Origin of the sequence: Curtobacterium sp. VKM Ac-2861, from assembly GCF_013204965.1 — a bacterium.
Taxonomy (GTDB): Bacteria; Actinomycetota; Actinomycetes; order Actinomycetales; family Microbacteriaceae; genus Curtobacterium.
Genome location: NZ_JABMLA010000003.1, coordinates 442,759 through 456,114, shown reverse-complemented (window position 1 = coordinate 456,114; position 13,356 = coordinate 442,759). Strand labels below are relative to the sequence as shown.

Annotated in this window: 13 protein-coding genes and 1 tRNA gene; 1 reads left to right on the top strand and 13 read right to left on the bottom strand. The window is 71.5% G+C overall.

Going from position 1 to position 13,356, the window contains the following annotated elements:
* Nucleotides 1–72: 72 nt before the first annotated feature.
* Nucleotides 73–1,068, bottom strand: coding sequence for a Gfo/Idh/MocA family protein (locus HQQ88_RS10205; RefSeq protein ID WP_173169363.1), 996 nt, complete (start codon nucleotides 1,066–1,068; stop codon nucleotides 73–75).
* Nucleotides 1,069–1,197: 129 nt separating this feature from the next.
* Here HQQ88_RS10205 and HQQ88_RS10200 point away from each other — a divergent pair, with 129 nt between their 5' ends.
* Nucleotides 1,198–2,877: an HAD family acid phosphatase gene (locus HQQ88_RS10200; protein ID WP_173169362.1), complete on the top strand. Its 1,680-nt coding sequence runs from the start codon at nucleotides 1,198–1,200 to the stop codon at nucleotides 2,875–2,877.
* Nucleotides 2,878–2,880: 3 nt separating this feature from the next.
* Here the strand turns inward: HQQ88_RS10200 and HQQ88_RS10195 are convergent, their stop codons facing one another.
* The 12 genes from HQQ88_RS10195 to HQQ88_RS10140 form a co-directional block, all read right to left on the bottom strand.
* Complete coding sequence (locus HQQ88_RS10195; RefSeq protein WP_123938665.1) at nucleotides 2,881–3,321, bottom strand: BLUF domain-containing protein; 441 nt, start codon at nucleotides 3,319–3,321, stop codon at nucleotides 2,881–2,883.
* A 101-nt stretch (nucleotides 3,322–3,422) separates the two neighbouring features.
* Nucleotides 3,423–4,226: a glycoside hydrolase family 16 protein gene (locus HQQ88_RS10190; protein WP_173169361.1), complete on the bottom strand. Its 804-nt coding sequence runs from the start codon at nucleotides 4,224–4,226 to the stop codon at nucleotides 3,423–3,425.
* Nucleotides 4,227–4,421: 195 nt separating this feature from the next.
* A tRNA-Thr gene (locus tag HQQ88_RS10185) sits at nucleotides 4,422–4,494 on the bottom strand.
* Between the two features lie 46 nt (nucleotides 4,495–4,540).
* On the bottom strand, nucleotides 4,541–5,176 hold the full coding sequence (locus HQQ88_RS10180; protein WP_111084208.1) for a TetR/AcrR family transcriptional regulator: 636 nt from the start codon (nucleotides 5,174–5,176) through the stop codon (nucleotides 4,541–4,543).
* A 49-nt stretch (nucleotides 5,177–5,225) separates the two neighbouring features.
* On the bottom strand, nucleotides 5,226–6,368 hold the full coding sequence (locus HQQ88_RS10175) for a DNA polymerase III subunit delta' (protein ID WP_111084209.1): 1,143 nt from the start codon (nucleotides 6,366–6,368) through the stop codon (nucleotides 5,226–5,228).
* Nucleotides 6,369–6,429: 61 nt separating this feature from the next.
* On the bottom strand, nucleotides 6,430–7,065 hold the full coding sequence (gene tmk, locus HQQ88_RS10170; RefSeq protein WP_173169360.1) for a dTMP kinase: 636 nt from the start codon (nucleotides 7,063–7,065) through the stop codon (nucleotides 6,430–6,432).
* Nucleotides 7,062–9,863 (bottom strand): type I DNA topoisomerase, encoded by a 2,802-nt coding sequence (gene topA / locus HQQ88_RS10165; protein ID WP_173169359.1) that lies wholly within the window; start codon nucleotides 9,861–9,863, stop codon nucleotides 7,062–7,064. The genes tmk and topA overlap by 4 nt, the downstream gene beginning before the upstream one ends.
* Entirely contained in the window at nucleotides 9,839–10,288 is a 450-nt protein-coding gene (locus HQQ88_RS19205; protein ID WP_207895485.1) for a hypothetical protein, read from the bottom strand. The genes topA and HQQ88_RS19205 overlap by 25 nt, the downstream gene beginning before the upstream one ends.
* Nucleotides 10,289–10,304: 16 nt before the next feature.
* Nucleotides 10,305–10,679 carry a TadE family type IV pilus minor pilin gene (locus tag HQQ88_RS19910; protein WP_173169358.1) on the bottom strand — a complete coding sequence of 125 codons (375 nt, stop codon included), beginning with the start codon at nucleotides 10,677–10,679 and terminating at the stop codon, nucleotides 10,305–10,307.
* The gene (locus tag HQQ88_RS10150) at nucleotides 10,663–10,875 is read right to left on the bottom strand and encodes a DUF4244 domain-containing protein (RefSeq protein WP_123292154.1); all 213 of its coding nucleotides are present in this window, start codon (nucleotides 10,873–10,875) and stop codon (nucleotides 10,663–10,665) included. The genes HQQ88_RS19910 and HQQ88_RS10150 overlap by 17 nt, the downstream gene beginning before the upstream one ends.
* Before the next feature lie 84 nt (nucleotides 10,876–10,959).
* A complete protein-coding gene (locus tag HQQ88_RS10145; RefSeq protein WP_173169357.1) occupies nucleotides 10,960–11,760 on the bottom strand; it encodes a type II secretion system F family protein in 801 nt (266 codons plus the stop codon).
* A gap of 59 nt (nucleotides 11,761–11,819) precedes the next feature.
* Nucleotides 11,820–12,716: an ATPase, T2SS/T4P/T4SS family gene (locus HQQ88_RS10140; protein WP_173169356.1), complete on the bottom strand. Its 897-nt coding sequence runs from the start codon at nucleotides 12,714–12,716 to the stop codon at nucleotides 11,820–11,822.
* Between the last annotated feature and the right edge of the window lie 640 nt (nucleotides 12,717–13,356).

Here is a 13,356-nt window from a genome sequence, read left to right as displayed (position 1 = left end):
GCGACCGATCCTACGGAACTGCGGCAGGAGCCTCCAGGCCGGATCGTCCCGATGTGGACGACGCGACCCGGATCAGGGCGCTGTGGAGACGTCGTCCGCGGGGTAACGCACGCCGACCTGGCGGCGGGCCTCGTCCATGACGGCCATGATCGCGACCGACTGTTCGGCGTCCATGGGACCGCCCTCGTGCACGCCGGACGTGACCATCGCCTCGAACGCGCGCGCCTCGTGGCCGTAGCCGGCGAGCTCCTCGCGCGCGTCGAACTCCTCGACCACGACGCCGTCGCGGTCCCGGATCCGCCACGTCGTCGGGGTGTACCAGGTCGAGTCGACGTCGATGCGCCCCGCTTCGCCGATGACCGAGGCCGTGTTCGGGCTGCGCACGTCCATCCCGAAGTGGATCACCGACTGCGTACCGCCGTCGTGCGTCAGGACGATGCCCATCTGCGTGTCGACTCCCTGCGCGCTCAGCGTGCCGGCCGCGACGAGGGAGGTGGGCACGCCCAGCACGTCGACGGCGAAGGACACCGGGTACACGCCCAGGTCCAGCAGGGCTCCACCGCCGAGGGCGGGATCGCGCAGCCGGTGCGACGGGTCGGTGGGCAGGGCCTGGTGGTGCGTCGCCTCGACGAGCACCGGCCGGCCGATGCGCCCCTCGGCCAGGACCTCGCGGATCATCGCCATCTGCGGCAGGAACCGGGTCCACATCGCCTCGGTCACCGCGACGCCCGCTCGACGGGCAGCATCGACCACGGTCCGCGCCTCGGCTGCCGTCATCGTGAAGGCCTTCTCGACGAGGACGTGCTTGCCGGCGCGGATCGCGAGCAGGGCGTCCTCGGCGTGCCGGACGTGCGGGGTCGCGACGTACACGGCATCGACCGTGTCGTCGGCGACGAGGTCCTCGTAGGAACCGTGCGCCCGTGGGATGCCGAACTCCGCCGCGAAGGCCTCGGCGCCGTCGCTCGTACGGCTGCCGACCGCCGTGAACTCGATGCCCGCGGCGACGCAGTCGCCCACGAAGGACCGGGCGATGCCGCCCGTACCGATGACTCCCCAGCGAACCGTCATGCGGCCATGTTTACCAGGACGGGCCGCAGCGCTTTGGTATGGACTCCACTGGTGATTGCCAGCTAACGTGCTGCGAGATCCCCCATCCGGGGGTCACTCCTCCCCGAGTCGAAGGTGTGCAGGTCCTCCATGCGCCGTTCCGTCCTCTCCGTCGTCGCCACCAGTGCGGCGATCGTCCTCACGTCCACCCTCGTCGGCGGTCCGGCCAGCGCACACGGGTGGGGCGACCCAGGACACGGACCGGGACACTCGCCGGGGCACTCCGCCGACGCCGGCCTGACCCCGCGGACGCACTTCACGATGGCTGCCGACGGCACGTCCGGTGCGACCCAGGGCGGCGAGGGCATCCCGAACATCGACTCCGTCAAGAAGACCATCGCCACCTACTACGGCGACCCCGGCACGGGCCTGGCGAACCGGACCGACTCCCCCTACATCCGCGAGATGCGATCGATCGTCGCCCGCCAGGGAGCGTCGCTGCAGCGCATCCACGACCGCGCCGTCCGCCACGGCGAGAAGCCCGCGATCGTCCTCGACGCCGACGACACCACCCTGTGGACGTACGACATGGAGGTCGCGGACATGCACTTCGTCTTCGACCCCGCACGGCAGGACGAGTGGGTGCAGGACGAGCGCTTCGCCGCCACCCCGTCCATGGTCGGCTTCGTCAACCGCGCCGCCGCGATGGGCTTCACCGTGTTCGGACTGACCGGCCGGAACGACGACCAGAAGACCGCGACCGTGCAGAACCTGTCGAAGGTCGGCTACACCGCCTTCACCGAGGACCGCTTCTTCACGAAGTGGACCGGCAAGGGCGCCTCGCAGCAGCCGTCGTACGTGACCTGCGCCGCCGCGAGCTGCACGACCGTCGAGTACAAGGCCCTGACCCGCAAGCACATCGAGCAGGACCTCGGCTACGACATCACGCTGAACATCGGCGACCAGTGGAGCGACCTGCAGGGCGGGTACGCCGACCGGTCCCTCAAGCTGCCGAACCCCACCTACTACCTGCCCTCGGCCGATCTGCCCGGCGTCTCCGAGCCCCGGCTCGCGCCCCGCACGCAGTTCACGATGGCCGCCGACGGCTCCTCCGGTGCGACCCAGTCCGGTGAGGGCATCCCGAACATCGACTCCGTCAAGAAGACCATCGCCACCTACTACGGCGACCCCGGCACCGGACTCGCGAACCGCACCGACTCCCCCTACATCCGCGAGATGCGGTCCCTCGTCCGGCGGCAGGCCCCCGTCGTCGCCGCCCAGTGCGCCGTCGGCCGCAAGCTGCACCGCAACCCCGCGATCGTGCTCGACGCCGACGACACCACGCTCTGGACGTACGACATGGAGGTCGCGGACATGCACTTCGTCTTCGACCCCGCACGGCAGGACGAGTGGGTGCAGGACGAACGGTTCCCCGCGACCCCGTCGATGACCTCGCTCGTGTCGATCGCACAGCGTTCCGGCTGCACGATCATCGGGCTGACCGGCCGGAATGCCGATCAGGAGACCGCCACCATCGACAACCTGCAGCGCGTCGGCTACCCGCAGTTCTCGGCGACGAAGCGCGGCACCGAGACGTACTACACGAAGTGGACCGGGGTCGGGGCGTCGCAGCAGCCGTCGTACATCACCTGCGCCACGGCGAAGTGCACCACCGTCGAGTACAAGTCGCAGACCCGGGCGCACATCGAGTCACGATCGGGCGGACGCTACGACGTGGTCGCGAACTTCGGCGACCAGTACAGCGACCTGCTCGGGGGCTCGGCGGACCGCAGCGTCAAGCTGCCGAACCCGACGTACTACCTGCCCTGACCCTCAGCGCCGGTGCTTGCCCAGAGCGGCGTCGGGCGCGGCCATCGGGTGGGTGCGGAACCAGCGCAGCAACGCTCGCGCCTTGCTGGTGTCCGCACTCCGGTCGCCGTCGGACAGGAACGTGTCGAAGCCGTCGGGGAGCGCGGTCTCGTGGTCGCGGTCGAACGCCATCGTCCACTCGCCGAACCGCGGCGTGTGGATCCGCTCCTCGACGAGCAGCCCGACGTCGGTGTGCCGGGGGTCCTCGGTGATGCGCTGGTACGTCTCGAGGACCGCGGCCTCGGGCCCCTCGAGCAGCTGCATGAAGCGGCCGTCCTTGTACACGAGCAGGCCGGACAGGCCCGATGCGGCGTTCCGGGCCCTGGCGTGTTCGAGGAGCGCGTCGAGGCGGGGCTGGTCGAAGGGTTCGTCGGCGGCGCTCATGTAGACGAGTGACAGGAGCATGACGACCTTCCGAACGGAGAACACGGCTTCTGTCCGATCGTCCCGCACGATGGAGGTCCGGCGCAGCCCCAGAACGGGGAGCGGGCCGGCGCGGCCCGGCGTCACTGCGCGTCGTAGGTGCGGACCCAGTCGATCTGCAGGTTGCCGGCCTTGCCCCAGTTGCCGACCTGCACCATGTAGCGGTGCGGGGTCGTCGGGACGTTCCGCGCGACCGTGAAGACGAGCTTGCCGTCGAGGTAGTAGTGGATCGCCCGCCCGGGGATCCACTCCGTCGTGTAGGTGTGCCAGTCCCGCCAGGACACCCGGGTGTTGTAGTTGTCCGACGCCTTCTCGTCCCCGGGCAGCATCGAGTGGTGGAACACCCGCGGCGAGCCGTCGAAGTTGCCCTCGGGGTAGTTGAGTTCGCCGTCCGCCCAGTCGTTCGACGTCGGCCAGAGCATGATCGCTGCGCCGTTCTTGTCGCCGCCGGTGGCACGGGCGCGGATGCTGAACGACCCGCCGACGTGCGACCAGGCGTCCTCGGGCGTGCCGAACGTGCCGGCCGATCCGTGCTCGCCGTCGAGGGCGATGTCCATGTACCCGTCGTGCGCGCTGACCATCTTGCTCGAGTAGTACTTGCCGCCGGTGCCGTCCGGGTACGGCTGCCACGACTGCGCGTACGTCGCCGCGAACGGGCCGTTCGCCGCAGCCGGCGTGTCGAAGTCCACCGAGAAGGTCGGCGTGCGCCCGATGGTCGGATCGGTGGCCACCGCGGTCGGGTGCGGGGTCGGGGTCGCGCTGCTGCTCGATGCGCCGGCCGGGGCCGCCGATGACGTCGCCCGCGACTCCGGCACCGCGGCGGCCGTGATGGCCAGCGCAGCAGCCGCAGCAGCCACCAGGACGACGGTCGTCGCACGCTTGAACACGGTACCTCCGTCGGTCGTCCGCCGAGGGGGTACGGGGCGGTGCAGGTGGTCGGTCGCGGGGAGCCCCGCGTCCTGACGAGGCTAACCCGCGTCCTCCCCCGCTGTCTGGTCCGGAGCCAAGGGGTGCGGTTTCCCGCAGACGCAGAAATCCCCGGTCAGGACCTGTTGCAGATCCGTGACCGGGGATGTGTTCCGAGCCGCCTGTCGGAATCGAACCGACGACCTATTCATTACGAGTGAATCGCTCTACCGACTGAGCTAAGGCGGCGCGCTCGCTCCGAACCCGGAGCGGCACGATCAATGACTATACAGGCTCAGACGAGTGAACGCGAAACGAGCACGCCGAGCTCGGCGAAGGACCTGCGGAGCTCGTCGACCAGGTGCGAACCGGCTTCGGACCCGGACCACTCCCACCACGCGTGCCGGAGCGCACCGAGCGCCACGATCGACGCCAGGCGCGCCCGACGACGGAGCGCGTCGGGGTCCGCGGCGAGCTCGGGGTCCTCGCGTTCGAGCCGCCGGGCGACCGCCGCCTGGATCTCGGCCTGGAACTCCTTCATCGACTCCATGCGTCGGCTGAACAGTTCGGGGTTCGCCCGGAGCACCTGCTGCCGTTCCTCGATGAGTCCGCGTTCCTCGATGAGCTCCTGCGTCGAGTGCACGAGCAGTGCACCGAGGTCCGACAGCAGGTCGCCGTCCGGTCCCCCGTCGACGAACTCCTGCAGCGCGGCGTCGTCGGGCAGCTCCGGGTCGTCCCCGAGGATCGCCTGTTCCTTGCTCGGGAAGTAGTTGAAGAACGTGCGGGGTGAGACGTCGGCTCGACGCGAGATCTCGTCCACGGTGACCGCTCCGAGGCCGTCCTCGATCGCGATGCGGAGCGCGGCCGCCTGGATGGCGCGGCGGGTGGCGCGGCGTTTCCGTTCGCGCAGGCCGGGTTCAGCGTCGGGCATGCCGTGATTGTCCCATGCCCCGCTCGTCGCGGGCAGAGGCCCGTCGCGGTCAGCGCCGGACGCGGGCGATCGTGACGAGCAGCGCCTCGAGCGCGAGCAACGCCGCCACGTTCGCGGCGATCCGCTGCCGGGCGAGGGCGATCGCGTCGAGCACCTCGAGCGCCGCGGCCGGCGTGACCGACTGCAGGGCCTGGTCGAGGTGGTCGCGCATCGCCAGGTTGACGGGTTCCGCCGGGGCGCCGAGACCGAGCAGGAGCAGGTCGCGGTACAGCGAGGACACGTCGACCAGGATGCGGTCGAGACCGTCGCGCAGGCTGCGGGTCGCACGGCGCTTCTGGTCGTCCTCGAGCAGCCGGAGCTGCGAGCGGAGGGCCGGCGGGATCGTCCCGCCGGGTTCGATGCCGAGCGATCGCAGTGCGGCGTCGCGTTCTTCGGAGTCGCGCTGCTGCGTGATGGCCTTGGCGTCTTCGTCGGCGACGGCGAGCAGGTCGGCGGCGGCCATCACGGCGTCGCCGACGCTCCGGACGCCGAGCACGGTCGTCAGGGTGCGGCGGCGACGATCGCGGGCGTCCTCGCTCGTCGCCAGGCGCTGCGCCATGCCGATGTGGCTCTGCGCCTGCCGTGCTGCGTCCATCGCGAGGGCGCGGTCGATGCCGGTGCGGGCGACCAGCAGGTCGGCGACGGACTCGATGCCGGGGACCCGGAGGCGTACGGAGCGCACGCGCGAGCGGATGGTGGGCAGCAGGTCGGCTTCACTCGGGGCGCAGAGGATCCAGACGGTGCGCTCCGGAGGTTCTTCGAGCGCCTTGAGCAGCAGGTTCGAGGTGCGTTCCGTCATGCGGTCGGCGTCCTCGATGATGACGATGCGGTACCGACCGACCGAGGGCGAGTAGTACGACGAGGTCACGAGCTGCCGGATCTCGTCGATCGTGATGATCACGCGCTGCGTCGTGAGCACCGACACGTCGGGGTGGGTCTTCGCGGTGATCTGCTGCAGGGTGTGGTCGTCGTCGGGACCGTTGCCCACGAGGGCCGCGGCGAACGCCGTCGCCACGTTCGACCGGCCGGACCCGGGCGGCCCCGTGATCAACCACGAGTGCGTCATGCCGCCGGTGCCGTCGGTCGACTCCGCGGCGTTCCGGAGGGAGGCGACTGCTTCTTCCTGACCGGTCAGGCCGTCCCACACGCTCACGGGACCATCCTGTCAGCGACCACCGTCATGCGGGCGACCACCACCTTGCGGGCGACCACGGTCATGCCGGGTCGATCGCGACGAGCGGGGCCACCGCGGCACGGATGGCACGCTGCACGTCCTCGGTGGATCCGCCGGCGTCGACCACCAGGAAGCGGTCGGGCTCGGCTGCCGCCATGTCCAGGAAGGCCTGTCGCACGGACTCGTGGAACGCCTCGGCCTCGGACTCCAGGCGGTCGAACGTGTCGCCACGGGCCGCGGCGACCCGGGCGCGTCCGACCGTCACGTCGAGGTCGAGCAGGATCGTCAGGTCCGGCGCCAGGCCGTCCGCCGCCCACTCCGACACCGAGCGGATGTGTTCGGCGCCGAGGCCGCGCGCGACGCCCTGGTAGGCAACCGACGAGTCGATGTACCGGTCCTGCAGCACGACCTCGTCGCGGGCGATCGCGGGACGCACGACCGTCTCGACGTGGTGCGCGCGGTCGGCCGCGTACAACAGCGCCTCGGCCCGGGGCGACACGTGCCCACGCTCGTGCAGCACGATCTCGCGGATCCGGAGGCCCAGGTCGGTGCCGCCGGGCTCGCGGGTGCGCAGGACGGTGCGGCCGTGCTCGACGAGCCACGCCGAGAGCAGCTCGGCCTGGGTCGTCTTGCCCGCGCCGTCGCCGCCCTCGAGCGTGATGAACCGTCCGGTCACTTCTTCTTCGCCGGCGCCCGTCGGGCCGGCGTCTTCTTCTTGACCGGACCCTTGGCGCGCTTGTCCGCGATGAGCTGGACCGCACGGGCGTGGTCGACGGCCTCGACGTCCTCGCCCTTGGGGATCGTCGCGTTCGTCTCGCCGTCGGTGACGTAGGGGCCGAAGCGGCCGTCCTTCATCTTGATCGGCTTGCCGGACACGGGGTCCGCCTCGAACTCCTTCAGCGCGGAGCTCGCGGCACGGTTGCCGCCGTACTTCGGCTGCGAGAAGATCTCGAGCGCACCGGGGAGGTCGATGTCGAAGATCGCGTCCTCGCCCGGGAGCGTCCGGGTGTCCGTCCCCTTCTTCAGGTACGGGCCGTAGCGACCGTTCTGCGCGGTGATGTCGTTGCCGGTCTCCGGGTCCTGTCCGACGACGCGGGGCAGGTCGAGGAGCTTCAGCGCGGTCTCGAGGTCGACGGTCGCCGGGTCCATCGACTTGAAGAGCGAGGCGGTCCGTTCCTTGGGCGCCGCGGCCTTCTTCGTCGTCTTCTTCGCCGGGGCCTTCTTCGCCGGGGCCTTCTTGCCGGTCGTCGTCTCGGCGGGGGCCTCGGCCGCTGCGGGCTCCGGGGCGGCGGCCGTGGCGTCGACGACCTCGCCGGTCTTCGGGTCGACGGTGGGCTCGGGGGTGCGCTCCGTCACGTAGGGGCCGAAGCGGCCGTCCTTCGCCAGGACCTCCTTGCCCGTGTCCGGGTTGATGCCCACGACGCGGTCGCCGATGACGGGAGCATCGACGAGTTCCTTGGCCTTCTCGACGGTCAGCTCGTCGGGCGCCAGGTCCTCGGGGACGTTGACGCGACGCGGCTTCTCCGGGTCGTCGCTCGGCACCTCGATGTACGGGCCGTAGCGACCGATCCGCAGGGTGAGGCCCGGTGCGAGCTCGACCGAGTTGATCTCACGCGCGTCGATCTCGCCGAGGTTGTCGATGACGGTCCGCAGGCCGCGCTGGTCGTCGTCGCCGCCACCGAAGTAGAAGCCCTTGAGCCAGTCGACCCGGTCCGCGTCGCCGCGGGCGATCCGGTCGAGGTCCTCTTCCATCTCGGCGGTGAAGTCGTACTCCACCAGTTCGCCGAAGTACTCCTCGAGCAACCGGACCACGCTGAACGCGATCCAGTTCGGCACGAGCTGGGTGCCGCGCAGGGACACGTAGCCGCGGTCGATGATCGTCGGGCTGATCGTCGGGTAGGTCGACGGACGCCCGATCCCGAGCTCTTCCAGCGTCTTGATGAGGCTGGCCTCGGTGAAGCGCGGCGGGGGCGTGGTGTCGTGCCCCTTCGCCAGCACGTCGTGCACCTCGAGGTGCTCGCCCTGCTTGACGTCGGGCAGTGCGACGTCCTGACCGGCACGTTCACTCGACTCGTGGCGGTCCTCGTCGCGGCCTTCTTCGTAGGCGCTGAGGAACCCGCGGAAGGTGATGACGGTGCCGGACGCGGTGAACTCGGCGTCCGTGCCGTTCGCGGTCGACGTGATGCCCTCGACCGACTCGGTCGACGAGATACCGAGCACGATCGATGCGGTCGACCCCTTGGCGTCCGCCATCTGGGAGGCGACGGTGCGCTTCCAGATGAGGTCGTAGAGCCGCCACTCGACACCGGTGAGCGTGCCCTGGAGCTCCTGCGGAGTGCGGAAGGAGTCGCCCGAGGGACGGATCGCCTCGTGCGCCTCTTGCGCGTTCTTGCTCTTGCTCGCGTACAGACGGGGCTTGTCCGGCACGGTCGCGGCGCCGTACAGGTCGGCCGCCTGCTTGCGGGCCGCGTCGATCGCCTGCTTCGAGAGCGAGACCGAGTCGGTACGGATGTAGGTGATGTACCCGTTCTCGTACAGCGTCTGCGCCGCACGCGCCGTCTGCCGCGGCGACAGGCGCAGCTTGCGCGCTGCCTCCTGCTGCAGCGTCGACGTGGTGAACGGCGCCGCCGGACGGCGGGTGTACGGCTTCGAGTCGACGCTGCGGACGGTGGCGTCCCCGGCGCGCTCGAGCACGGTGGTCAGCGAGGCGGCTGCGGCCTCGTCGAGACGCACGACGTCACCACTGAGCGCACCGCGGTCGTCGAAGTCGCGCCCCGAGGCGACGCGGGTGCCCTGGATCCGGGCGAGTCGCGCCGAGAAGGAGGACTCCCCCTTCTTCTCGAACCGAGCGGAGAGGTCCCAGTAGTTGGCCGAGACGAAGGCGAGCCGCTCGCGTTCGCGGTCGACCACGAGCCGGGTCGCGGCGGACTGCACACGACCGGCGGAGAGGCCGGGAGCGACCTTGCGCCACAGGACCGGCGAGACCTCGTACCCGTAGAGACGGTCGAGGATGCGGCGGGTCTCCTGCGCGTCGACGAGGGCGGTGTCGAGCTCACGGGTGGCCTCCTGCGCCCGCTGGATCGCCTCCTTCGTGATCTCGTGGAAGACCATCCGCTTGACGGGGACCTTCGGCTTGAGGACCTGGAGCAGGTGCCAGGCGATCGCTTCACCCTCACGGTCTTCATCTGTTGCGAGGTAGAGCTCGTCGGCATCCTTGAGCGCACGCTTGAGCTCGGCGACCGTCTTCTTCTTGGCGTCGGACACGACGTAGTACGGCTCGAAGCCGTTGTCGACGTCCACCGAGAACTTGCCGAGGGAGCCCTTCTTGAGCTCGGCCGGCAGGTTCTTGGGCTCGACGAGGTCGCGGATGTGTCCGACCGAGGCCTGGACTTCGTATCCGTCACCGAGGTATTGCGCGATCGTCTTCGCCTTCGCAGGGCTCTCGACGATCACGAGCTTCTTCGTGCCTGGCACGTGTCTCCTTGATCCGTGGTGCTGGTCGGCCCTGGACACGAACGTGTCCGGGTCGCCCGGGACATCGGTGACCGGTGGCCGACAGGCACACCATACACACCGTGGTCGGGGTGGTCGTCCGCCGGACCGGCGACCGCGGATGCGCCGACGGCGAACGGTCCGGAGCCGACGACCACCCGCACCCGGGCCGTCGCGGCGGCGAGGTCGCAGGCCACGAGGGCCGAGCCGTTCGCCCGTGCGACCCGCTCGGCAACGTCGCACGGCGAGCCGGTCAGGAGTCCGACGGAGGCCGCAGCGGCCGAGGTCGCGGCGGCGTCGGCGGCATCCCCGGCCCGGACTGCCTGCGTGCGGTGTCCGGCGGCGGCGAGCGCTGACGACGCGACGAGCACCCCGACGCCGAGGACGGCGGCGACGAGCACGGTCACCGAACCGCGCTCGGGGTCAGCGTCCCCCGGCCGCAGCACACGCCGTCGCCCGGAGCGGCAGCGCCGAGAACGGACCGGCGCCGCCGCGCGTGGCGTCGACGCACACGAGGTCGTCGGTGCGCCGGACGGTGACGGAGGATCCCGGCGCGATCCGCTCGGCGGCGGCGAGTCCGACGGCGTCGTCCCCGCGCCCGACGCCCCGCGCAGCCGCCGCGGCGGCGGACTGCAGGCGTCCTTGTCCGTCGACGACCAGCACGGCCGCGACGAGCAGGGTGAGGACGAGTGCGACGGCGGGCAGCACGACCGCGAACTCGACCGTGACCGAGCCCCGGTCGGAGTCCCGGTCGGAGTCCCGGTCGGGGCGCCGCGCCTGATCACAGCGACAGGGCACCGCGGACGAGCTCGGTGAGGATGGTCTGCACCTCGCCCGAGCGCATGACGGCGACGAGCACGCCAGCGAACGCCACGGCGGCGAGGATGACGACCGCGTACTCGGCGGTCGCGGACCCCTGATCGTCCTGCGCGACGGCGCGGAGCCGGTCGACGACGCGGCTGGTGCGACGGATTCGGTTCGGGGTGGTGCTCATGGGTTCGTCCCTTCTGTTGCGGTGATCCCAGCGTGGCGCGTGGCCACCGCACGATCAGCGCCTCGAGCGGCATCTGTGGAGAGGTCATCGCGCATCGACGACGGTGGAGGAGAGGACGCCGACCACGACGGGGACCACTCCGACGAGCACGAACGCGGGCAGGACGCAGACACCGAGCGGCAGCACCAGTCGGACGGCCAGGCGCTCGGCCGCGGCGAGGCCGGCGGCAGCAGCGTCGTCACGGACGTCCTCCGCGGCGCGGCGCAGCAGTCCCGCCGCGGGCACGCCCGCTCGCACGGCCAGGTCGAGGACCTCGCGCAGGCGAGCCACGTCGGCAGCCGGCGGGACGATCCCGTCGGCGGCACGACGGACCGCCTCGCCGGCGGCGATCCACGAACCACCGCCCGAGACGGCCACCGCCCAGGCGTCGAGGACGACCCCGGGCACGCGTCCGTCCGGCGTCGCCGACCGGACGAGCCGCGCGGTCCAGGCGCGCCCGGACAGGACGAGCACGGCGGCGAGCGCCGAGCAGACCCAGCCGAGCGGCGAGCCCGTGAGGACCTGCACGGCTCCGGACCCCCACGCGGCCCCGAGTCCGAGGCCGAACAGCGGCAGCGCCAGGACGACGCGGGCACTGGTACGCGGGCCGGCGAGGGCGACCCGGATCGCCCGGTCCGACGCGGCCGATCGGCGGAGCGCGCCGGCGAGTGTGCCGAGCGTCTCCGCGACGGGGGCGCCGGTCCGGTCCGCGACCCGCAGGACGACGGCGATGTCCGCGGACGCGGGAGCGGTCCCTGCGGGGAGCCTGCCGACGAGTTCCCAGGCCCGCGGCGGCGGGACCCCGGCGGCGACGAGCGTCGCGACGCGGTCCAGGGTGCCGGCCACGCGCGCCGGGTCGAACGGCGCGGGACGCCGGACCCGACGTCCCAGGAGCGACCCCCTGCTCACGGTGCCCCGTCCACCGGGCGCACCCCGAGCCTCCCGTCCGCGCCGACGTGGAACGCGCCCACCGCAGCGAGCCGTCGTCCGACTGCCCGACGCTCGACGTGGAGTACCAGATCGAACGCGCTGACCGCTTGTCGGGCGAGCGCCTCGACGCCGAGTCCGGCGAGGGCGCCGAGCGCCTCGAGCCGAGCGGCGACGTCCGCGACACCGTTCGCGTGCACGGTGCCGGCACCCCCGTCGTGGCCCGTGTTCAGCGCGGACATGAGCTCGCGGACCTCGGCGCCCCGGCACTCCCCCACGACGATCCGGTCCGGGCGCATCCGCAGGGCCTCACGCACAAGCCGGTCGAGGCCGAGCGCGCCGACGCCCTCGGCGTTCGCCTGCCGCGCCTCGAGTGCGACCACGTGCGGGTGGGCGATGCGCAGCTCGGCGACGTCCTCGACCGTGACGATCCGCTCGTCGGCCGGGACGGCGCCGAGCATCGCGGCGAGCAGGGTGGTCTTGCCGCTGCCGGTCGCACCGGTGACCAGGACGTTGCGGCGCTGGTGCACGGCGTCCTCGACGACGGAGCGCGGCACGTGCTCGAAGGTGCCGGCGCGGTCGAGCGCGGCGAGGGTCGGCCGGGCGGGGTGTGGGAGCCGGATCGAGATCGCCGTGCCACCGACCGAGACCGGGGCGAGCACGACGTGCACCCGGATCCCGTCGCCGTGCCGGACGTCGGCGCACGGAGTGGTCTCGTCGACGTGGCGTCCGCCGAGCGCCACCAGCCGCGTGGCGAGCTCCCGGGTGCGCGCCTCGCTCAGACGCGGCGCGGCGGCTTCGAGTCCGCCGCCACGGTCGGTCCAGGTGCCGACGCCGCCGACGACCAGGACGTCGGTGACCCCGGCGTCCGTCACGAGGCCGGCGAGTTCCTCGAACTCGACGACACCGTGCGTTCGGCGCCGAAGGGCGGCGGCGGCAGCCCCGTGCGAAACAGGCCCGGCCCCGGGCGGAACAGGCCCGGCCCCGGGCAGAACGGACCCAGCCCCGGGCAGGAACGGTCCGGCCCCGGGCGGAACAGGCCCGGACCCGGGCAGGAACGGCGTGGCACGGTGACGGTGCATGACGCCAGAGCGTAAGAGGAGAGCCATTTTCGGCATCCGGTGCCACAACCAGCCTGTGGAGAGGTAAGCGCCGATGGCACCAACGGACCGATTTGTCCCCCGAAACGGAAAGCCGTACCCCACTCGGCGAGGAGCGCCCGACGCAGCGCGGCGACAGACCACACGAGCAGGTCCCCTCGATCACGGGCACCGGGACGGAGTAGCAATTGCTACGGGCCCGTCGAACGTTCCATGCGTGAGCATGTACCGGTCTGTCCACTCGACCGGCGTCCCCGTGCGGATCGCCGTCAATCTTGGGCGGCCGGCGAGCGCTGATCGCTCGAGCCGGACCCCGGACAAAAGAAGAGGCGGCACCGGTTGGGGGGAACTGGTGCCGCCTGGACATCGAAGGATTGGGGGGAATCCGATTCGATGCCGCCGGAAACGAGTCCAG